Annotated in this window: 17 protein-coding genes, 2 tRNA genes, 3 rRNA genes and 1 other RNA gene; 17 read left to right on the top strand and 6 right to left on the bottom strand. The window is 62.4% G+C overall.

Annotation, left to right across the window (positions count from 1 at the left end):
* Positions 1 to 46 precede the first annotated feature (46 nt).
* Both J2P76_RS04660 and J2P76_RS04655 read right to left on the bottom strand, forming a co-directional pair.
* Positions 47 to 1,552 (bottom strand): tripartite tricarboxylate transporter permease, encoded by a 1,506-nt coding sequence (locus J2P76_RS04660; protein ID WP_207404842.1) that lies wholly within the window; start codon positions 1,550 to 1,552, stop codon positions 47 to 49.
* A gap of 13 nt (positions 1,553 to 1,565) precedes the next feature.
* Positions 1,566 to 2,030 (bottom strand): tripartite tricarboxylate transporter TctB family protein, encoded by a 465-nt coding sequence (locus tag J2P76_RS04655; protein ID WP_207404840.1) that lies wholly within the window; start codon positions 2,028 to 2,030, stop codon positions 1,566 to 1,568.
* A gap of 410 nt (positions 2,031 to 2,440) precedes the next feature.
* On the opposite strand from J2P76_RS04655, the gene J2P76_RS04650 reads away from it, so the two are divergent.
* From J2P76_RS04650 to J2P76_RS04635, 4 genes are all read left to right on the top strand, one after another.
* Positions 2,441 to 2,887 carry a hypothetical protein gene (locus tag J2P76_RS04650; protein ID WP_242697291.1) on the top strand — a complete coding sequence of 149 codons (447 nt, stop codon included), beginning with the start codon at positions 2,441 to 2,443 and terminating at the stop codon, positions 2,885 to 2,887.
* Positions 2,887 to 3,198: a cell division protein ZapA gene (locus J2P76_RS04645; RefSeq protein WP_207404838.1), complete on the top strand. Its 312-nt coding sequence runs from the start codon at positions 2,887 to 2,889 to the stop codon at positions 3,196 to 3,198. Before J2P76_RS04650 ends, J2P76_RS04645 begins: the two co-directional genes overlap by 1 nt.
* A gap of 44 nt (positions 3,199 to 3,242) precedes the next feature.
* Positions 3,243 to 3,428: non-coding RNA, 6S RNA (ssrS, locus tag J2P76_RS04640), on the top strand.
* A gap of 77 nt (positions 3,429 to 3,505) precedes the next feature.
* Positions 3,506 to 4,264, top strand: coding sequence for an SIMPL domain-containing protein (locus J2P76_RS04635; protein WP_207409114.1), 759 nt, complete (start codon positions 3,506 to 3,508; stop codon positions 4,262 to 4,264).
* Here the strand turns inward: J2P76_RS04635 and lgt are convergent.
* A complete protein-coding gene (lgt, locus tag J2P76_RS04630) occupies positions 4,239 to 5,027 on the bottom strand; it encodes a prolipoprotein diacylglyceryl transferase (RefSeq protein WP_207404837.1) in 789 nt (262 codons plus the stop codon). The two genes, J2P76_RS04635 and lgt, sit on opposite strands and share 26 nt — an antisense overlap.
* Before the next feature lie 110 nt (positions 5,028 to 5,137).
* Here lgt and ilvD point away from each other — a divergent pair, with 110 nt between their 5' ends.
* The 6 genes from ilvD to J2P76_RS04600 all read left to right on the top strand — a co-directional run bounded on the left by ilvD (position 5,138) and on the right by J2P76_RS04600 (position 9,622).
* Entirely contained in the window at positions 5,138 to 6,823 is a 1,686-nt protein-coding gene (gene ilvD / locus J2P76_RS04625) for a dihydroxy-acid dehydratase (protein WP_207404835.1), read from the top strand.
* Positions 6,807 to 7,160: a c-type cytochrome gene (locus tag J2P76_RS04620; RefSeq protein WP_207404833.1), complete on the top strand. Its 354-nt coding sequence runs from the start codon at positions 6,807 to 6,809 to the stop codon at positions 7,158 to 7,160. Before ilvD ends, J2P76_RS04620 begins: the two co-directional genes overlap by 17 nt.
* 47 nt (positions 7,161 to 7,207) lie before the next feature.
* On the top strand, positions 7,208 to 7,765 hold the full coding sequence (msrA, locus tag J2P76_RS04615) for a peptide-methionine (S)-S-oxide reductase MsrA (RefSeq protein WP_207404831.1): 558 nt from the start codon (positions 7,208 to 7,210) through the stop codon (positions 7,763 to 7,765).
* A gap of 123 nt (positions 7,766 to 7,888) precedes the next feature.
* The gene (locus J2P76_RS04610) at positions 7,889 to 8,596 is read left to right on the top strand and encodes an RNA polymerase sigma factor (RefSeq protein ID WP_207404829.1); all 708 of its coding nucleotides are present in this window, start codon (positions 7,889 to 7,891) and stop codon (positions 8,594 to 8,596) included.
* 25 nt (positions 8,597 to 8,621) lie between these two features.
* Complete coding sequence (locus J2P76_RS04605) at positions 8,622 to 9,197, top strand: ferritin-like domain-containing protein (RefSeq protein WP_207404827.1); 576 nt, start codon at positions 8,622 to 8,624, stop codon at positions 9,195 to 9,197.
* Positions 9,194 to 9,622 carry a c-type cytochrome gene (locus tag J2P76_RS04600; protein ID WP_207404825.1) on the top strand — a complete coding sequence of 143 codons (429 nt, stop codon included), beginning with the start codon at positions 9,194 to 9,196 and terminating at the stop codon, positions 9,620 to 9,622. The genes J2P76_RS04605 and J2P76_RS04600 overlap by 4 nt, the downstream gene beginning before the upstream one ends.
* Before the next feature lie 18 nt (positions 9,623 to 9,640).
* Here the strand turns inward: J2P76_RS04600 and hppD are convergent, their stop codons facing one another.
* A complete protein-coding gene (hppD, locus tag J2P76_RS04595) occupies positions 9,641 to 10,753 on the bottom strand; it encodes a 4-hydroxyphenylpyruvate dioxygenase (RefSeq protein WP_207404823.1) in 1,113 nt (370 codons plus the stop codon).
* 156 nt (positions 10,754 to 10,909) lie between these two features.
* Between hppD and J2P76_RS04590 the strand changes: the two genes are divergently transcribed.
* From J2P76_RS04590 to J2P76_RS04560, 7 genes are all read left to right on the top strand, one after another.
* Positions 10,910 to 11,386, top strand: a complete 477-nt coding sequence (locus tag J2P76_RS04590; RefSeq protein WP_012247700.1) for an Lrp/AsnC family transcriptional regulator — start codon at positions 10,910 to 10,912, stop codon at positions 11,384 to 11,386.
* Positions 11,387 to 12,034: 648 nt separating this feature from the next.
* Positions 12,035 to 13,565: ribosomal RNA gene (locus J2P76_RS04585) — 16S ribosomal RNA — on the top strand.
* A 139-nt stretch (positions 13,566 to 13,704) separates the two neighbouring features.
* Positions 13,705 to 13,781: transfer RNA gene (locus J2P76_RS04580), tRNA-Ile, on the top strand.
* Between the two features lie 34 nt (positions 13,782 to 13,815).
* A tRNA-Ala gene (locus tag J2P76_RS04575) sits at positions 13,816 to 13,891 on the top strand.
* Positions 13,892 to 14,172: 281 nt separating this feature from the next.
* Positions 14,173 to 17,057 (top strand): 23S ribosomal RNA (locus J2P76_RS04570).
* A 166-nt stretch (positions 17,058 to 17,223) separates the two neighbouring features.
* Positions 17,224 to 17,337 (top strand): 5S ribosomal RNA (rrf, locus tag J2P76_RS04565).
* The 16S, 23S and 5S rRNA genes sit together here with 2 tRNA genes alongside, the layout of an rRNA operon.
* 218 nt (positions 17,338 to 17,555) lie before the next feature.
* Positions 17,556 to 18,551, top strand: a complete 996-nt coding sequence (locus J2P76_RS04560; protein WP_207404821.1) for a glycosyltransferase family 9 protein — start codon at positions 17,556 to 17,558, stop codon at positions 18,549 to 18,551.
* Here J2P76_RS04560 and J2P76_RS04555 read toward each other — a convergent pair.
* Both J2P76_RS04555 and rlmH read right to left on the bottom strand, forming a co-directional pair.
* On the bottom strand, positions 18,501 to 19,124 hold the full coding sequence (locus J2P76_RS04555; protein ID WP_207404819.1) for a Maf family protein: 624 nt from the start codon (positions 19,122 to 19,124) through the stop codon (positions 18,501 to 18,503). The genes J2P76_RS04560 and J2P76_RS04555 overlap by 51 nt on opposite strands.
* Before the next feature lie 9 nt (positions 19,125 to 19,133).
* Positions 19,134 to 19,604, bottom strand: coding sequence for a 23S rRNA (pseudouridine(1915)-N(3))-methyltransferase RlmH (gene rlmH, locus J2P76_RS04550; RefSeq protein ID WP_207404817.1), 471 nt, complete (start codon positions 19,602 to 19,604; stop codon positions 19,134 to 19,136).
* Between the last annotated feature and the right edge of the window lie 6 nt (positions 19,605 to 19,610).

Genomic DNA, 19,610 nt, shown 5'->3' with positions numbered 1-19,610 from the left:
GGCCGGTGCCAGGCTCCCGCAGGGCGCCCGGTACCGACGCCGCGCGTCAGTCTTCCTCTACGAATGTCTCTTCGCGCTTCTTGCGGATCGACGGCAGGGCCACCAGCACCACCAGGCCCACCGCCACGGCCAGCAGCGAGGCCGACAGGGGGCGGTCGACGAAGGTGAAGAAGTCGCCGCGCGACAGCAGCAGGGCGCGCCGGAAGTTTTCCTCCATCATGGGGCCCAGCACCAGGCCCAGCAGCAGCGGGGCGCCTTCGCACTTCAGTTTCGACCACACGTACCCCACCACGCCGAAGATGGCGGTGGTGAAGATGTCGAAGGTGTTGTAGTTCAGCGAATACACGCCGATCGTGCAGAACACCAGAATGGCCGGGAACAGGATGCGGTAAGGCACCTTCAGCAGCTTGACCCACAGGCCGATCAGCGGCAGGTTCAGCACCACCAGCATCAGGTTGCCGATCCACATCGAGGCGATCAGGCCCCAGAACAGGTCCGGGTGGCTGGTCATGACCTGCGGGCCGGGCTGGATGTTGTGGATGGTCATGGCGCCGACCATCAGCGCCATCACGGCGTTGCCCGGGATGCCCAGGGTAAGCAGCGGAATGAACGAAGTCTGCGCGGCCGCGTTGTTGGCCGATTCCGGGCCGCCCAGGCCGGCCGGATGGCCCTTGCCGAAGCGCTCGGGGTTTTTCGAGATCTTCTTTTCCAGCGTGTACGACGCAAACGACGACAGCACCGCGCCGCCGCCCGGCAGGATGCCCAGCATCGAGCCCAGAATCGTGCCGCGCACCGCGGCCGGGGCCGCTTCGCGGAATTCCTGCTTGTTGGGGTACAGCGAGCCGATCTTGTCGGTAATGTCGACGCGGTTCTCTTTCTGCTCCAGGTTGGTCATGATTTCGGCGAAGCCGAACACGCCCATGGCCACGATGGCGAAGTCGATGCCGTCCTGCAGTTCGGGGATGCCGAAGTCGTAGCGGGCCACGCCCGAGTTGACGTCGGTGCCCACCATGCCCAGCAGCAGGCCCAGGATGATCATGGCGATCGCCTTGGGCAGCGAGCCCGAGGCCAGCACCACGGCGCCCACCAGGCCCAGGGTCATCAGCGAGAAGTATTCGGCCGGGCCGAACTTGAACGCGACTTCGGCCAGCGGGGGCGCAAACCCGGCCAGCAGCAGCGTGGCCACGCAACCGGCGAAGAACGAACCCAGCGCGGCGATGGCCAGCGCGGCGCCCGCCCGCCCGTTGCGCGCCATCTGGTGCCCGTCCAGCACGGTCACCACGGCCGAGGTCTCGCCCGGCAGCGCCACCAGGATGGCGGTGGTAGACCCGCCGTACTGCGCGCCGTAATAAATACCCGCCAGCATGATCAGGCCGGCCACCGGGGGCAGCACGTACGTGATCGGCAGCAGCATCGCGATGGTGGGAACCGGGCCGATCCCCGGCAGCACGCCGATCAGCGTGCCCAGAACGCAGCCCAGCAGGGCGTACAGCAGGTTTTCGGGCGTGAACGCCACCGAGAAACCCAGCATCAGGTGATCAAACAATTCCATGGCCGTTCACTCCTCAGTTCAAGCCCAGAAACGACGGCCACAGCGGGAAAATCAGCCCCAGCCCCTTGACGAACGCCAGGTACGAGAACACCACCAGGAACACCCCGTTGGCGGCGGCGACTTTGAAGTTGAACTCGTGGCTGGCCAGGCTGCTTGCCACCACCAGCACGAAGACCGAGATGTAGATGCCCAGCAGCTTCAGGATCAGGCCGTACAGAATGACCGAGCCGATCACCAGGAAGGTGATGCGCCAATCGAATTTCTCCACGTGGGTCTCGGTCGCGTTCTTCGACAGCGAACCGAGCAGCACAATGGCGCCCAATATGGCCAGGACCAGTCCCAGCGCGAAGGGAAAATATCCCGGTCCCATCCGGGCGGCGGTACCCATCTGGTAGCTCGCCGCTTTCCAGGAGAATCCCAGGCCCAGGGCGATGAACATCACCCCCGACCAGAAATCCTGCCGATTGCGTAGCTGCATGGTCTACTCCTATTTACAGCATGTGAGTTGAAGCTCGGCCCATTGCGGGCGGGCACAAAAAAAGGCACTTGGATATGCCGCTTGTTCTTGTGGAATCGAGGAGGCGCCTTTTGGGCAGCGCGCATGGTAGCGAAGGGGCATGGGCCTGCAAACCCGCGCCATCGGCCGCGCAGATGGGGTTTTCCCTAGAACGGGCGTCCAAGTTGTAACCCCGGGCTCGAACCGGCCCGAAATGAAAGCAAAGTGAAAGTAAATAGAAAGACGGGCGAAAGCCGCCACAAGCGCGCCGGACGATTTATTCTTCTGGTTGGCTGTTCCGTGCGTCCGGCCAAGTCCTACCGAATATTGCCGTGTTTCTCACGTTGCGTGCGGCCGCCCGGCCAGCGCGCGGATGGTTTACGATAGCGCCCATGCTGCAAGACCTCGACCAACTCGCCGCCCGTATCGGGCAACTGGTGCAACGCACCCGGCAACTCCATGCCGAGCGCGACGCGTTGCGTGTCCGCCTGAGCCAAAGCGAATCCGGCCAGCGCGCGCTCGAACAGCGCTGCGCCGAACACCAGGCTGAAATCCAGGCCCTGCAGGCCAAGCTGCAAGAGCACGACGGCGCCGTGACCGGCATGCTCGCCGAGGCCCGCCAAACCGAATCCGGCCTGCGCGAGCAGCTCGCCCGCGCCACGGCCGATTGCCAGGCGCTCGAAAGCCGCGCCAGCGCCCGCGAAGCCGAATTGCAGGGCAGCCTCAACGCCCGCGACACCGATCTGCAGCGCCTGCGCGTGGCCGCGGCCGCCGCGCGCGAGCGCATCGATACCGTGCTGGCCCGCCTGCCCGGCGCACCCACCGGAGAGCAACCCTGATGGAACGCGTCGATGTCACCATTCTGGGGCGCGACTACTCGCTCGCCTGCTCCACCGAAGAAAAGCCCGCCCTGATGGCCGCCGTGCGCCACGTCGACCAGCTCATGCTGCGCATCCAGGGCTCGGGCAAGGTTTCCAGCAACGAACGCATCGCCGTCATGGCGGCGCTGCAGGTGGCCAGCGAACTGCTGGCCATGAAAGCGCCCGATGGACCACTGGGAGGTTTGGCGGTCGGCGACTTCAAGCGTAGAATTGAAGACATGAATTCCCTGCTCGACGATGCCCTGTCGGGGCAGGAAAAATTGTTGTAGGGCGCAAGCCCCCGGCGTGTCGGTATCACGCGATGGTTTTCAGTTTGTCCCTGCCGTGTTCGTGACTTGGCCATACATTCTCTGAACCTATGTCTTATGGCATATTGGTTGCGCGAATGGTGAGCTGGAGCGCTTGTCTCATCGCAGATGAACCCGACGCTCAACGGAACGCGACCACCTTGAACCTCACGGTTCGAGATGCCGGCCTAGACGGCACAGGTGGGGCATCTCTTCCGGCGGGCCTGCTTCGCGCAGGTCCGCGCCGGATGTCTTACCCTCCTTCCCATCCCCCTACAGGCTTGCCATGATGCACTCCCATCCCGTGCTTTCATTGAACCGGATCGCGGCCGCCTGCTGCGCCGCATTGGCCCTGGCGGCGGCGCAGCCGGCGCTGGCGCAGCAGCACCCGCCACAGGCACCGCAGTCCGAAGAGGCCGGCGCGCACGCGCCCGAGCTGACGCTGCAGGCGTCCGCCTCGTCCGATGTGCAGCAAGACACGGTGCGCATCACGCTGGCCGCCGAGCTCGAGGCCGCCTCGCAGGCCGCGGCCGGCAAGGCCCTCACGGCGGCGCTCGACGAGGCCGTCAAGCGGGCCGAGGGCGCCAAGGGCGTGGAAGTGCGCACGGGCGGCTACAACGTCTGGCCCAACACCAACGAGAAAGGCAAAATCCAGAACTGGCGCGGCCGGGGCGAGATCACCCTCGAATCCAAAGACTTCGCCGCCGCCTCGGCGCTGGCGTCCAGGCTGGCCGACAAGACCGCCATTGCCCAGATCAGCTTCCTGCTGTCGCGCGAAGCCCGCGAAGCTGAAGAGCGCAAGCTGCTCAGCCAGGCCGCCCAGGCCTTCCGCGACCGCGCCCTGGCCGCGGCCACCGCGTTCGGCTTCAGCGGCTACCGCGTGCGCAACCTGGAACTCAGCGGCGGCGGTTCGCCCACGCCGGTGCCGCGCCCCATGGGCATGCAGATGATGGCCAAGAGCAGCAGGGCCGAAGCGGCCGACGTGCCCCTCGAAGCCGGCAAGGTCACCGTCAGTATTTCCGTCAACGGGACGGTCGCCTTGCACTGAACACGTACAGGCCGATTCCCAGCGCCACCATGGGCAGGGACAGCCACTGTCCCATGCTCATGCCGCCGGCCAGCAGGCCCAGGAAGTTGTCCGGCTCGCGGGTGAACTCCACCAGAAAGCGGAACGTGCCGTAGCCGATCAGGAACAGCGCGCTTACTTGCCCCGTGGGGCGCGGCCGGGCCGAAAACCACCACAGCAGGGCAAACAGCACAATGCCTTCCAGCCCCAGCTCGTACAGCTGCGACGGGTGGCGCGGCACCCCATCGCCCGACTGCGGGAACACCATCGCCCACGGCACGTCGGTGGGGCGGCCCCACAATTCGCCATTGATGAAATTGCCCAGCCGGCCCGCGCCCAGGCCCAGCGGAATCAAGGGCGCGATGAAGTCGCTGACGGTGAAGAAAGACAGCCCCTTCTTGCGCGCGAACAGCAGCATCACCAGGATCACCCCGATCAGGCCGCCATGGAACGACATGCCGCCTTCCCACAGGTACAGGATTTCCAGGGGGTGCGCCAGGTAATAGCCCGGCTTGTAGAACAGCACATAGCCCAGCCGTCCGCCCAGCACCACGCCCAGCACGCTGTAGAAAATCAGGTCTTCCAGGTCGCGCGGCTGCAGCGCCGGCGTATGGCCGCGCGCCAGGCGCATGCGGCCCAGCGCATAGACCAGCGCAAAACCCACCAGGTACATCAGCCCGTACCAGTGGATGGCCAGGGGCCCGATGCGCAGGGCGATGGGATCGAATTCGGGATAGTGCAGCATATTCCGCCACGCAGAAAAAGATTGGGTCGATAATAACCGGCGAACGTGTCGCCACACAGCGACGGGCGGCCGGCCGCCGCGCAGGCCGCGCAACACTCCGGAGACAGACCATGCCGAACAACGAACGTTCACGCCACATCACGCACGGGGTCGCCCGCGCGCCCAACCGGGCCATGTATTATGCGCTGGGCTACCAGGAAGCCGATTTCGACAACCCCATGATCGGCGTGGCCAACGGCCATTCCACCATTACGCCTTGCAACAGCGGCCTGCAGCGCCTGGCCGACGCGGCCATCGACGCCGTGCGCGCGGCCCGCGCCAATCCGCAGGTGTTCGGCACGCCCACCATTTCCGACGGCATGTCCATGGGCACCGAGGGCATGAAATACTCGCTGGTGTCGCGCGAAGTCATCGCCGACTGTATCGAGACCGCCGTGCAGGGCCAGTGGATGGACGGTGTGGTGGTCATCGGCGGCTGCGACAAGAACATGCCCGGCGGCATGATCGCCCTGGCCCGCATGAACGTGCCGGGCATCTACGTCTATGGCGGCACCATCAAGCCGGGCCGCTACCAGGGGCGGGATCTCACTATCGTGTCGGTGTTCGAGGCCGTCGGCGAGTTCACCATGGGCCGCATGCCCCAGGAAGACTTCCGGCAGATCGAGAAATGCGCCATTCCCGGCTCGGGCTCATGCGGCGGCATGTATACCGCCAACACCATGAGCTCCGCCTTCGAGGCCATGGGCATGAGCCTGCCGTATTCCAGCACCATGGCCAATGAAGACGACGAAAAAGTCGCCTCGGCCGCCGAATCCGCGCGCGTGCTGGTCGATGCGGTGCGGCGCGGCGTGCGCCCGCGCGACATCATCACGCGCGAATCCATCGAGAACGCCGTGTCGGTCATCATGGCCACGGGCGGCTCCACCAACGCGGTGCTGCATTTCCTGGCCATTGCCCATGCCGCCGAAGTCGAATGGACCATCGACGACTTCGAACGCATCCGCCGCCGCGTGCCGGTCATCTGCGACCTGAAGCCGTCCGGCCGCTACGTGGCCACCGACCTGCACCGGGCCGGCGGCATTCCGCAAGTCATGAAGCTGTTGCTCGATGCCGGCCTGCTGCATGGCCACTGCATGACCATCACCGGCAAGACCATCGCCGAGACACTGGCCGGCGTGCCCGCCGCGCCACCGGCCGGACAGGACATCATCCTGCCCATTGACCGCGCCCTGTACCCGCAAGGCCACCTGGCCATCCTCAAGGGCAACCTGTCGCCCGAAGGGTGCGTGGCCAAGATCACCGGCCTGAAGAATCCCGTCATCACCGGTCCGGCGCGCGTGTTCGATTCCGAAGACGACGCCATGGCCGCCATCATGGAACAGCGCATCCAGGCCGGCGACGTCGTGGTCATCCGCTACGAAGGTCCCAAAGGCGGGCCCGGCATGCGCGAAATGCTGGCGCCCACTTCGGCGCTGGTGGGGCAGGGGCTGGGCGAAAGCGTCGGCCTCATTACCGACGGCCGCTTCTCGGGTGGCACCTGGGGCATGGTGGTGGGCCATGTCGCGCCCGAGGCCTACGTGGGCGGCCCCATTGCCCTGATCCGCGAAGGCGATTCGGTTACCATCGACGCTCACCAATTATTGTTGCAGCTCAATATTTCTGACGATGAAATGGCGGCGCGCCGCAAAGCCTGGGTTCAGCCTCAGCCGCGGTACACGCGCGGCGTGCTCGCCAAATTCGGCAAGCTGGCCGGCACCGCCAGCCGTGGGGCAGTTACCGATGCATTTGAAGCGTAGTCTGGCGGCGCTGGCCGCCTGCGGCCTGTGGGCCGCCTTGCCGGCGCAGGCTGGCGCCCAGGAACAGGTCGACGGCGCGGCCCTGGCGCAGCGCAAGGCCTGCATGGCCTGTCACCAGGTCGACAGCAAGCGGGTCGGCCCGCCGCTGCGCAGCGTGGCCGAGCGCTACGCGGGCCAGGGCGACGCCATGGTCCAGTACCTGGCGGGCAAGATCCGTTCGGGGGGCCGCGGCGCCTGGGGCGCGGTGCCCATGCCGGCGCAATCCCAGGTCAGCGAAGACGAGGCGCGGCAGCTGGCGCAATGGATCCTGTCGCTGCCGCCCGCCAAATCCGAATAACCATGCCGGCGGCCCGGCACAGGGCCGCCCCTGAACAAGGAACACAGATGCCGGAACAATCTTCCAGGAACGCCAATCAGGTTGCCGTGCTGGGCGGCGGCTGCTTCTGGTGCGTCGAGGCCGTGCTGGCCGATTTGCGCGGGGTCGTCAGCGTCCAGCCCGGCTACAGCGGCGGCCATGTCGACCATCCCACCTACGAGCAGGTGTGCGGCAAGCAGACCGGCCACGTTGAAGTCGCCCGCGTCGAGTTCGACCCGGCCGAGCTTTCGTACAGCGAACTGCTGCGGGTGTTCTTCGCCACCCACGACCCCACCACGCCGGGCCGCCAGGGCAACGATGTCGGCCCGCAGTACGAGTCCACCATATTCTGGCAAGACGACGCACAGCGCCAGCAGGCCCAGGCCGTCATGGCCGAGGTAGAGGCGCAGCGCATCTACGATGCGCCCCTGGTCACGCAGCTGCGCGAGCCGGCCACCTTCTGGCCGGCCGAAGACTACCATCGCAACTATTTCGCCCAGCATCCCGAGCAGGGCTATTGCCAGTTCGTCATCGCGCCCAAGGTCGCCAAGTTCCGCAAGCAGTTCCGCGACCGCCTGGCGCGCTGACGCCGCGCTCCGGGCAAGCGGCGCGGCCTTGGCCGCGCGGCGGCGCAATGGCGGGAACGCCAGGCGTCGCCGCGGCATCTAATGCGGCATATCCTCGAATTATCCGGGGCAGGAGCTGCGGACATGTCACTGACCTTGCTGAAGCACGCCGGCGCGGCGTCGGCCGACGCCGAGCTCGCCGCGCGCATTGCCCACGGCGACGGCGAGGCGCTGCAGGTGCTGATGCGGCGCTGCAACCAGACCCTGTACCGCACGGCCCGCAGCATTCTGCGCAATGACGCCGATGCCGAAGACGCGGTACAGGAAGCCTATTTCAAGGCCTACCGCGTCATGGGCACGTTCCGCGGCGACGCCTCGCTGGCCACCTGGCTGGTGCGCATCGTGATCAACGAATCGAAACAGCGCCTGCGCCAGCGCGAGCGCCGGCTGCGCCCGGTCGCGTTCGACGATCTCCGGGCCGCCGGCCCGGATCTGCCGGAGAACAGCATGTACGAAGCCGCCAGCGGGCCGCTGCCCGAGCAGATCGTGCTGCAGGCGCAGACGCGCAGGCTGCTCGAATCCCGGATCGACCAGCTGCCCGACACATTCCGCACGGTGTTCATGCTGCGGGCCGTCGAAGAAATGACGGTCGAAGAAGTCGCCGACTGCCTGGACATCCCCTGCGCCACAGTGCGCACTCGCTACTTCAGGGCCCGCGCGCTGCTGCGCAAGGCGCTCGAGCGCGACATGGCCGCCGGCCTGGGCGGGGCATTCTCATTTGCCGGCGATCGCTGCGATCGCATCGTCGCCGCCGTCATGGCGCGGCTCGGCCCCGGGGCCGGCCACCGCTGATTTTTCCCACCACCGGAGGTTCATCATGTCGTTTCTTGCGATAGAAGCGTGTACGCGCGCGCCCGGAGCCCGGCGCGCATTCCTGGGCCAGAGCGGGCTGCTGCTGTCCGGCGCCGCCATTGCCCTGCTGGCCGGCCGCGATGCGCTGGCCAAGGGCTCGGCGGCGCAGGAGTCCGATGTGCGCATTCTGAACACCGCCCTGGGCGCCGAGCTCGAAGCGATCGCCGCCTACCAGGTAGGAGCCGAGAGCGGCCTGCTGCAGAAACCCGCCCTGGGCCTGGCCCTGTCGTTCCAGGGGCACCACAAGGCCCATGCCGATCTACTTGCCAAGACCATCGCCTCGCTCGGCGGCAAGCCTGTCGCCGCGAAAGACAAGTACGTTTTTCCCACCAGCACGCTGAAATCTCAGGCCGACGTGCTGCGCTTCGCCGCCACCCTGGAAAAAGGCGCGGTCAGCGCCTACCTGGGAGCCGTGCCGGTGTTCGGCAATCGCGATCTGGCCAAGGCGGCGGCCAGCATCCTGGGCGACGAGGCCATGCACTGGGCCGTCCTGCGCCACGCGCTGGGTGAAGATCCGGTGCCGGCGGCTTTCGTGGCATGAACAGGCGCATCGCCGCGGCAGGCTGCCTGGCGGGGGCGGCGCTGGCATGGGCCGCGGCATGGGCCGGCCCCGCGACGGACGCGGATCCCGCGGCGGCGGCCGCCACCCCCCGCATCGGCGATGCCAGGCGCGGCCAATCGATCTACGACCGCTGCCTGGCTTGCCACGCGCTGGCCTATGACCGCACAGGCCCGCGCCACTGCGGGCTGTTCGGGCGGCGCGCCGGCACGGTGCCGGGGTTTGCCTATTCCAGCGCCATGAAGCAGTCGGGCATCATCTGGAACGAGCAGACCCTGGATGTTTTCCTGAAGAATCCGCTGGCGGCGGTGCCCGGCACATCCATGGGATATGCCGGCATTGCCGATGCCCAGGAACGCGCGGATCTCATCGCCTATCTGAAGCAGGCGCCCGCGTGCCCGCCCTGAGGCGCGCACGCGGCGGCGTCATTCGACCGTCTTGACGACGCCGCGCCGCATCTGGTCCAGCTCGATGGATTCGAACAGGGCCTTGAAGTTGCCTTCGCCGAAGCCGTCGTTGCCCTTGCGCTGGATGATCTCGAAAAAAATCGGGCCGATCTGGTTTTCGGTGAAGATCTGCAGCAGCAGCCCGCCGCCGGGCGCGCCGTCGAGCAGGATGCGGTTTTGCTGCAGGCGCGCCACGTCTTCGCCATGGTTGGGCAGGCGGCGGTCCAGCAGCTCGTAGTACGTATCCGGCGTGTCCAGAAAGCTCACCCCGCTGCGGCGCAGGGCTTCCACCGTGGCGTAGATATCCTCGGTGGCCAGGGCGATGTGCTGGATGCCCTCGCCGCGGTACAGGTCCAGGTATTCCTGGATCTGGCCTTTTTCTTCAGTGCCTTCTTCATTGATGGGGATGCGGATGTTGCCGCAGGGCGAGGTCATTGCCTTCGACTTCACGCCCGTTACCTTGCCTTCGATGTCGAAATAGCGGATCTCGCGGAAATTGAACAGGCGCTCATAGAATTCCGACCATTCCGCCATGCGGCCCTTGTGCACGTTGTGGGTCAGATGGTCCACCAGCGTCAGGCCCGCGCCGGCGTGCGTCAGGTCGCTGGCGGCGGTCTGCACGTCCAGCGGCTCGAAGTCCACGTCGTAGATGCTGATGTCGCCGATGCCGCCATGGCCGTTCTTGCCGCGCCAGCGGTCCACCAGGTAGATCAGCGAATCGCCGATACCCTTGATGGCGGGAATGTTCAGCTCCATGGGGCCGCTGTGCGAGTCGAAGCCCCAGGCGCCCAGTTCCAGCGCGCGCTTGTAGGCGCGGGCGGCGTCCTGCACGCGAAAGCCAATGGCGCAGATCGACGGGCCGTGCAGCCGGGCAAAGCGCTGCGCAAACGAATCCGGCTCGGCGTTGATCAGGAAATTCACGCCGCCCTGCCGGTACAGCGTCACATCTTTGTGGCGGTGCCGGGCAATCGCCTTGAAGCCCAGCGTTTCGAACACCTTGCGCAGCGCGGCCGGGTCCGGCGCGGCGTATTCGATGAACTCGAACCCGGCGGTTCCCATGGGGTTGTCCCAAGTCTGGAAAGTGTTGCTCATGGCGGCGCTCCTTGTCTCGTCGTTCGTGTGACTCGGAAATTCAAGTCTAGGACGGAGATTGTAGGCAGCATAGGCCGGCAGGAGATTGCAAATCTGCCCTGATGAAGCACAAGTTGGGCAATAATATTGCTCGATTTATTTTGATTGGGAATAAAAATGGCCGAACTAGACCTGGATCGGACAGATCGCAGAATTCTGGCCGAATTGCAGCGCGACGGCCGCCTCAGCAACCAGGAGCTGGCCGACCGCGTGTCGCTGTCGCCCAGTCCCTGCCTGCGGCGCGTGCGCCGGCTCGAAGAGCGCGGCTATATCAAGCGTTATGTCGCCCTGGTCGATGCCGAAAAAGTGGGGCTCGGCCTGCTGGCCTACGTGTCCATCCGCCTGGACAAGCATGTGGGCGGCAGCCATGCGCCCATGGGCGAATTCGCCCGCGACGTGCAGCGCTGGCCCGAGGTGGTCGAGTGCTATGCCATGTCTGGCGACATGGACTACCTGCTGCGGGTGCAGGTGGCCGACCTGGCCCATTTCTCCAGCTTCGCCATGGATACGCTGATGCGCCATCCCGCCGTCGTGGACATGAAGTCCTACTTCGCCCTGCAGCAGATCAAGGAAACCACTGAGTTGCGCCTATAAGAAGCGGCCCGACAGAAGCGGCCGGGCGGGTCTTGGGGCAGTGCTGTCCCCGTTTATTTTGAACGTTTCAAAAAATAGTGTCGCAGCTGGCGTCACACGTCTGTCATCTATGCTATAGTCTCGCTCCTTCGCTGCCGGGATGGCGGGTTTATCCAGGTAGGGGGCCGTGGTGTTGGTGCGCGGCGGCGGGTGCGGGGCCTTCGGGCGTTGTTGCACAAGCTGCAAAAATCGTGCTAATATTTCGGGCTTCGCAGTTGGCAATACAGTTCGGGTTAACCCTTACAAATTGCGGGCTGGCGAGGCAAGGTAGGAAGGAAGCGAGGATGTCGAAGCGGCGCAGCCGATTTGACAGGGTTCAAAAAAGGCCCCATAATCTCGTTTCTGTGCTGAACGAACTGCGAAGCGGGGTTCGGCACGAAGCGGTACCTGTTCTTTAACAACGAAACAACCGATAAGTGTGGGCGCTTGAGTGATGCGGCCCGCGGCGCGCTTGGCAACAAGGGTGCTGCAAGCCAAAGAGAAATCAGGCGCTCGCATGAAAGTGAAGTACCAAGAATGTCAAACAGAGATGTTGGCTCATTCAAGGAACCTCATTTTCTTTGAGCGAAGTGCCATTGCTGAGGCAGTGGTGCGCGAACTACAGAGATTGAACTGAAGAGTTTGATCCTGGCTCAGATTGAACGCTAGCGGGATGCTTTACACATGCAAGTCGAACGGCAGCGCGGACTTCGGTCTGGCGGCGAGTGGCGAACGGGTGAGTAATGTATCGGAACGTGCCCAGTAGCGGGGGATAACTACGCGAAAGCGTAGCTAATACCGCATACGCCCTTATGGGGAAAGCGGGGGACCTTCGGGCCTCGCACTATTGGAGCGGCCGATATCGGATTAGCTAGTTGGTGGGGTAAAGGCTCACCAAGGCGACGATCCGTAGCTGGTTTGAGAGGACGACCAGCCACACTGGGACTGAGACACGGCCCAGACTCCTACGGGAGGCAGCAGTGGGGAATTTTGGACAATGGGGGCAACCCTGATCCAGCCATCCCGCGTGTGCGATGAAGGCCTTCGGGTTGTAAAGCACTTTTGGCAGGAAAGAAACGGCTCTGGTTAATACCTGGGGCAACTGACGGTACCTGCAGAATAAGCACCGGCTAACTACGTGCCAGCAGCCGCGGTAATACGTAGGGTGCAAGCGTTAATCGGAATTACTGGGCGTAAAGCGTGCGCAGGCGGTTCGGAAAGAAAGATGTGAAATCCCAGGGCTTAACCTTGGAACTGCATTTTTAACTACCGGGCTAGAGTGTGTCAGAGGGAGGTGGAATTCCGCGTGTAGCAGTGAAATGCGTAGAGATGCGGAGGAACACCGATGGCGAAGGCAGCCTCCTGGGATAACACTGACGCTCATGCACGAAAGCGTGGGGAGCAAACAGGATTAGATACCCTGGTAGTCCACGCCCTAAACGATGTCAACTAGCTGTTGGGGCCTTCGGGCCTTGGTAGCGCAGCTAACGCGTGAAGTTGACCGCCTGGGGAGTACGGTCGCAAGATTAAAACTCAAAGGAATTGACGGGGACCCGCACAAGCGGTGGATGATGTGGATTAATTCGATGCAACGCGAAAAACCTTACCTACCCTTGACATGTCTGGAATGCCGAAGAGATTTGGCAGTGCTCGCAAGAGAACCGGAACACAGGTGCTGCATGGCTGTCGTCAGCTCGTGTCGTGAGATGTTGGGTTAAGTCCCGCAACGAGCGCAACCCTTGTCATTAGTTGCTACGAAAGGGCACTCTAATGAGACTGCCGGTGACAAACCGGAGGAAGGTGGGGATGACGTCAAGTCCTCATGGCCCTTATGGGTAGGGCTTCACACGTCATACAATGGTCGGGACAGAGGGCTGCCAACCCGCAAGGGGGAGCCAATCCCAGAAACCCGATCGTAGTCCGGATCGCAGTCTGCAACTCGACTGCGTGAAGTCGGAATCGCTAGTAATCGCGGATCAGCATGTCGCGGTGAATACGTTCCCGGGTCTTGTACACACCGCCCGTCACACCATGGGAGTGGGTTTTACCAGAAGTAGTTAGCCTAACCGCAAGGGGGGCGATTACCACGGTAGGATTCATGACTGGGGTGAAGTCGTAACAAGGTAGCCGTATCGGAAGGTGCGGCTGGATCACCTCCTTTAAGAGCTGGCTGTTATTGCTTGAAGCGTCCACGCTTATCGGTTGTTTGTATGTGTAGCTGGGATCGGTTGTGAGCGTGGGTGAGAGGGGAATGCCTCCCTGAGCCGCAATCCTGACTGCTGATCCGAAGAGGGTTTTTTGGGTCTGTAGCTCAGTCGGTTAGAGCACCGTCTTGATAAGGCGGGGGTCGTTGGTTCGAATCCAACCAGACCCACCAGGTATCGCGATGCGGAGGATCCGTGTTGGGGTATGGGGGTGTAGCTCAGCTGGGAGAGCGCCTGCTTTGCAAGCAGGATGTCATCGGTTCGATCCCGTTCACCTCCACCATTGAGCCCAGAGGCCAACGCGTAGGGTTGCGAGTCAGTCTTACGCGTTGGGTTTTGCCCAATGAAGCTATACGAGTTCTTTAACAATTTGGAAGAAGCACAACGAAAGTGTGTTCATGAAGTAGCCGGGTGCGCCTGGTGAATATGAGCACGGGTTGTGATTGCATAGATTTAGTTCCAAGTTCTCAAGGTCTGATCGAAGGATGATCAGAGCTGCTTTGAAACTTATGAACGGCACAAACGCGAAACATATCAGCGTCCTATAAGACGGTAGTGTTATAGGATCAAGCGACTAAGTGCATATGGTGGATGCCTTGGCGATCACAGGCGATGAAGGACGTGGTAGCCTGCGAAAAGCTGCGGGGAGCTGGCAAACAAGCTTTGATCCGCAGATGTCCGAATGGGGAAACCCACCGCGTAAGCGGTATCCCACACTGAATCCATAGGTGTGCGGAGGCGAACCGGGTGAACTGAAACATCTCAGTAACTCGAGGAACAGACATCAACCGAGATTCCGAAAGTAGTGGCGAGCGAAATCGGAAGAGCCTTTACGATTTAGCAGATCAGGTAGTCGAACGGAATGGAAAGTCCGGCCGTAGCAGGTGATAGCCCTGTAGACGAAATCTGGTTTGTGGAACTAGGCGTAAGAGAAGTAGGGCGGGACACGTGAAATCCTGTCTGAAGATGGGGGGACCATCCTCCAAGGCTAAATACTCGTGATCGACCGATAGTGAACCAGTACCGTGAGGGAAAGGCGAAAAGAACCCCGGAAGGGGAGTGAAATAGATCCTGAAACCGTATGCATACAAACAGTCGGAGCCTCTTAATGGGGTGACGGCGTACCTTTTGTATAATGGGTCAGCGACTTACATTCAGTGGCGAGCTTAACCGAATAGGGAAGGCGTAGCGAAAGCGAGTCCGAATAGGGCGAATCAGTCGCTGGGTGTAGACCCGAAACCAGATGATCTACCCATGGCCAGGTTGAAGGCACGGTAACACGTGCTGGAGGACCGAACCCACTAGTGTTGAAAAACTAGGGGATGAGCTGTGGATAGGGGTGAAAGGCTAAACAAATCTGGAAATAGCTGGTTCTCTCCGAAAACTATTTAGGTAGTGCCTCAAGTATGACTGCGGGGGGTAGAGCACTGTTATGGCTAGGGGGTCATGGCGACTTACCAAACCATGGCAAACTCCGAATACCCGCAAGTCCAGCTTGGGAGACAGAGCACCGGGTGCTAACGTCCGGACTCAAGAGGGAAACAACCCAGACCGCCAGCTAAGGTCCCGAATTATCGCTAAGTGGGAAACGAAGTGGGAAGGCATAGACAGTCAGGAGGTTGGCTTAGAAGCAGCCATCCTTTAAAGAAAGCGTAATAGCTCACTGATCGAGTCGTCCTGCGCGGAAGATGTAACGGGGCTCAAGCGATAAACCGAAGCTGCGGGTGTGTACTTTTAGTACACGCGGTAGGAGAGCGTTCTGTAAGCCTGCGAAGGTGGCTTGTAAAGGCTGCTGGAGGTATCAGAAGTGCGAATGCTGACATGAGTAGCGATAAAGGGGGTGAAAAGCCCCCTCGCCGTAAGTCCAAGGTTTCCTGCGCAACGTTCATCGGCGCAGGGTGAGTCGGCCCCTAAGGCGAGGCAGAGATGCGTAGCTGATGGGAAGCTGGTTAATATTCCAGCACCGTCGTACAGTGCGATGGGGGGACGGATCGCGGAAGGTCATCAGGGTGTTGGATGTCCCTGTTGCTGCATTGGAGAAGGCGCTTTAGGCAAATCCGGGCGCGTAATTCAAGGGTGTGGCACGAGATCCCATGTGGATCGAAGTGATTGGAAGTGGTTCCAAGAAAAGCCTCTAAGCTTCAGCTGTACGAGACCGTACCGCAAACCGACACAGGTGGACGGGATGAATATTCCAAGGCGCTTGAGAGAACTCAGGAGAAGGAACTCGGCAAATTGATACCGTAACTTCGGGAGAAGGTATGCCCCGGTAGGGTGATGCGCCTGCGCGCAGAGCTTGAAGGGGCCGCAGAGAATCGGTGGCTGCGACTGTTTATTAAAAACACAGCACTCTGCCAAGACGAAAGTCGACGTATAGGGTGTGACGCCTGCCCGGTGCCGGAAGGTTAAGTGATGGGGTGCAAGCTCTTGATCGAAGCCCCGGTAAACGGCGGCCGTAACTATAACGGTCCTAAGGTAGCGAAATTCCTTGTCGGGTAAGTTCCGACCTGCACGAATGGCGTAACGATGGCCACACTGTCTCCTCCTGAGACTCAGCGAAGTTGAAGTGTTTGTGATGATGCAATCTACCCGCGGCTAGACGGAAAGACCCCATGAACCTTTACTGTAGCTTTGCATTGGACTGTGAACCGGCCTGTGTAGGATAGGTGGGAGGCGCGGAAACCGAGTCGCCAGATTCGGTGGAGCCGACCTTGAAATACCACCCTGGTTTGTTTGCGGTTCTAACCTTGGTCCGTTATCCGGATCGGGGACAGTGCATGGTAGGCAGTTTGACTGGGGCGGTCTCCTCCCAAAGCGTAACGGAGGAGTTCGAAGGTACGCTAGGTACGGTCGGAAATCGTGCTGATAGTGCAATGGCATAAGCGTGCTTGACTGTGAGACTGACAAGTCGAACAGGTGCGAAAGCAGGACATAGTGATCCGGTGGTTCTGAATGGAAGGGCCATCGCTCAACGGATAAAAGGTACTCTGGGGATAACAGGCTGATACCGCCCAAGAGTTCATATCGACGGCGGTGTTTGGCACCTCGATGTCGGCTCATCTCATCCTGGGGCTGTAGCCGGTCCCAAGGGTATGGCTGTTCGCCATTTAAAGAGGTACGTGAGCTGGGTTTAAAACGTCGTGAGACAGTTTGGTCCCTATCTGCCGTGGGCGTTGGATACTTGACGGAGCCTGCTCCTAGTACGAGAGGACCGGAGTGGACGTACCTCTGGTGTACCGGTTGTCATGCCAATGGCATTGCCGGGTAGCTAAGTACGGAAGAGATAACCGCTGAAGGCATCTAAGCGGGAAACTCGTCTGAAGATTAGGTATCCCGGGGGCTAGACCCCCCTGAAGGGTCGTTCGAGACCAGAACGTTGATAGGTCGGGTGTGGAAGCGCAGTAATGCGTTGAGCTAACCGATACTAATTGCCCGTGCGGCTTGATCCTATAACTCTGCGGGTTTTATACAAGACCTGGTATGAGATAGCGTTCGAGTGCCGTTCAATAGATAAATACCTTCACAATCGCTGCCAGGCCAACGCGCCTGGCCAGCTCGATGTGCTTCTTCCAATTCCGGGCGCGCTGCCCTTCGCAGCCCGCCCAGCCAGCTACGCTTGACGACCATAGCAAGGTGGACCCACTCCTTCCCATCCCGAACAGGACAGTGAAACGCCTTCGCGCCGATGATAGTGGACTTCCCGTCTGTGAAAGTAGGTCATCGTCAGGCTCTTATCCCGCAAAACCCCAGCACCCACCCGTGCTGGGGTTTTGTCTTTGCGGGGACGAATTGCCCGCGGCGCAGGAAATCTAACGGTTTGTCCATGTTCAACGGTTTGCGCTAGTGCAGAAATCTAACCGTTTGTTCATATTCAACGGAAATTCGACATGGCGGGAGGCTAGAATTGCCTTCGTTCTGACTGCCCCGCTGGGGATATGCCCGCGCCTATGCAAGACATCGTTGTCCATATCCGCAGCCGGCCAAAATTCGGCGACCAGATCGTTTCTTTTCCTACGCTCTATCAGTTGAAGCAATGGTGGCCGCAAGCGAGGCTGCGGGTGGTGGCTCAGCATGAGGTTTCCGCTTATTACCGGCTGCTGCCCTGGGTGGATGACTGCATCGAAGCCAAGAGCCTGTCGGCCGCATTGCGCGCCACGCCCTGGCGGGCCGACATGGTGGTATGCCTGCACCACAGCAGCGAACGCTATGGCTTGATCAGCCTGTTGCGCCAGCCCAAGGCTAGGCTGGGTTTCAGCAACAGCCGGGTGCTTGATTTTGCCTGGACCCACGCCTGGCGCAAAAACATCAATGAATATATCGGCCTGGCTAATTTGTATCTGCTGAATACATACCAGCCGGTACAGGCCGAGCCGATGGTGCGCCGCTGCTTTGAAGAAATTGCGGCATTGGCGCCTGAGGCGCCGGCCGCTGCCGATATTGTCCTGATTCCCGGCGGCGGAGACGGCGATTTCAAGCGATGGGGCATCAGGAACTTCGTCGCCCTGGCGGATATGCTGAAAGCCCGCCTGGGCGAGCAGACCCGTTTTACTTTCGTGCTGGGGCCGGCCGAGTCCGCCGAGCAGGCCGAGTTGCAGGCGCTTGCGCGTGCCGACTTCCAGCTGGCCAGCGGCCGTTCGATTCCTGAATTGGCAGCGCTGATGCTGGGCGCCCGCCTGATCGTCGCCAACGACTGCGGGCCGTCACATATCGGGCAAGGGGCGTGCGTACCCTATGTGGGGGTATTCAATGAATCGAATCCCGAATGGTTCTGGGCCCGCCCGTATTCTGCAAATGTTTGTCCGCCGTCGGGGTGCAACGATATCCAGGCAGTGCCACCCGGCGATGTTGCCCAGGCGTGCTTCCAGGTACTGCAGGCGGCGGTGCCCGCCCGTTCAGGGCAGCAGGATGCCTACGCGGCGCAGCAGGCCGGCCGTCTCGTATAGCGGCAGCCCCATGACGCCGCTGTAGCTGCCGGCCAGGTGGGCGATGAAGGTGCCCGCCAGGCCCTGGATGCCGTATGCGCCGGCCTTGCCATAGGGCTCGCCGCTGTCGCAGTAGCGTGCGATGTCTGCTGCGGTGAGTTCGCGCATGCGGACTTCGGATACGGAGACAGCTTCGTGCAACTGCCCGGCATGCCACAGCGCCACCGCCGTGTGCACGGAGTGCAGGGCGCCCGACAGGCGGGCCAGCATGCGCGTGGCGTCGGCGCGGTCGGCCGGCTTGCCCAGTACCTCGCCCCGCAGGATCACCGTGGTGTCAGCAGCCAGTACGGGCAAGGCAGGCAATTGCTGCGCGGCCATCCACAGGCGGCCGCGTTCGGCCTTGTCCCGTGCTGTGCGGCGTACATAGTCGGCCGCGGCCTCGCCTGCATGCTGCGGTTCGTCGTCGCCCGGAGGCGCCGGCACTTGCAGCACCGTGTGCGCCAGCCCGATCTGGGCCAGTAGCTCGCGGCGGCGCGGGCTGGCCGAAGCCAGGTACAGGCGCGGCGCGCCGGCGGGATCTGGGGCAGGGGCCATGGGCGGGACTCAGGCGCGGTGATAGGGATGGTTGGCCAGGATGGCCCAGGCTCGGTACAGCTGTTCGGCCAGCACTACCCGCACCATCGGATGGGGCAGCGTCAGCGAGGACAGGCGGATCTGGCCGTCGCAGGCGTGTTTCAGGGCATCGTCCAGGCCGTCGGGTCCACCCACCAGGAAGACGACATCGCGCCCGCCCGCGCGCCATTGCTCCAGCCGTTGCGACAGCGCCATGGTGGTCAGGTCGCGGCCGCGCTCATCCAGGGCCAGCCGCAGCGAGCCCGCGGGAATGGCCGCTTCGATGCGGCGTGCTTCGGCGGCCATCATCTGCGCGGGGGTTTTGCCGGTGGTGCGAGGCTCGGGTTTCACTTCCCGCAGCTCCAGCGCGCAGTCGGGAGGCAGGCGCTTGGCGTAATCGTCCCAGGCCGTCTCGACCCAGACGGGCATGCGATTGCCTACGGCGATGATGATCAGCTTCACGCGGTA

Source organism: Bordetella petrii (genome assembly GCF_017356245.1).
Taxonomy (GTDB): domain Bacteria; phylum Pseudomonadota; class Gammaproteobacteria; order Burkholderiales; family Burkholderiaceae_B; genus Bordetella_A; species Bordetella_A petrii_D.
Note: the sequence above shows the minus strand (reverse complement) of the source record. Positions and strands in the feature narration are given on the sequence as shown.

What these genes read in the sequence shown, in the direction of transcription:
- J2P76_RS04600 (WP_207404825.1), top strand. Translation starts at nt 9,194, where the DNA reads ATGAACAGGCGCATCGCCGCGGCAGGCTGCCTGGCGGGGGCGGCGCTG.
- J2P76_RS04645 (WP_207404838.1), top strand. Translation starts at nt 2,887, where the DNA reads ATGGAACGCGTCGATGTCACCATTCTGGGGCGCGACTACTCGCTCGCC.
- hppD (WP_207404823.1), bottom strand. Translation starts at nt 10,753, where the DNA reads ATGAGCAACACTTTCCAGACTTGGGACAACCCCATGGGAACCGCCGGG.
- lgt (WP_207404837.1), bottom strand. Translation starts at nt 5,027, where the DNA reads ATGCTGCACTATCCCGAATTCGATCCCATCGCCCTGCGCATCGGGCCC.
- J2P76_RS04655 (WP_207404840.1), bottom strand. Translation starts at nt 2,030, where the DNA reads ATGCAGCTACGCAATCGGCAGGATTTCTGGTCGGGGGTGATGTTCATC.
- J2P76_RS04590 (WP_012247700.1), top strand. Translation starts at nt 10,910, where the DNA reads ATGGCCGAACTAGACCTGGATCGGACAGATCGCAGAATTCTGGCCGAA.
- J2P76_RS04605 (WP_207404827.1), top strand. Translation starts at nt 8,622, where the DNA reads ATGTCGTTTCTTGCGATAGAAGCGTGTACGCGCGCGCCCGGAGCCCGG.
- ilvD (WP_207404835.1), top strand. Translation starts at nt 5,138, where the DNA reads ATGCCGAACAACGAACGTTCACGCCACATCACGCACGGGGTCGCCCGC.
- J2P76_RS04660 (WP_207404842.1), bottom strand. Translation starts at nt 1,552, where the DNA reads ATGGAATTGTTTGATCACCTGATGCTGGGTTTCTCGGTGGCGTTCACG.
- J2P76_RS04620 (WP_207404833.1), top strand. Translation starts at nt 6,807, where the DNA reads ATGCATTTGAAGCGTAGTCTGGCGGCGCTGGCCGCCTGCGGCCTGTGG.
- J2P76_RS04650 (WP_242697291.1), top strand. Translation starts at nt 2,441, where the DNA reads ATGCTGCAAGACCTCGACCAACTCGCCGCCCGTATCGGGCAACTGGTG.
- J2P76_RS04555 (WP_207404819.1), bottom strand. Translation starts at nt 19,124, where the DNA reads ATGGCCCCTGCCCCAGATCCCGCCGGCGCGCCGCGCCTGTACCTGGCT.
- msrA (WP_207404831.1), top strand. Translation starts at nt 7,208, where the DNA reads ATGCCGGAACAATCTTCCAGGAACGCCAATCAGGTTGCCGTGCTGGGC.
- J2P76_RS04635 (WP_207409114.1), top strand. Translation starts at nt 3,506, where the DNA reads ATGCACTCCCATCCCGTGCTTTCATTGAACCGGATCGCGGCCGCCTGC.
- J2P76_RS04560 (WP_207404821.1), top strand. Translation starts at nt 17,556, where the DNA reads ATGCAAGACATCGTTGTCCATATCCGCAGCCGGCCAAAATTCGGCGAC.
- J2P76_RS04610 (WP_207404829.1), top strand. Translation starts at nt 7,889, where the DNA reads ATGTCACTGACCTTGCTGAAGCACGCCGGCGCGGCGTCGGCCGACGCC.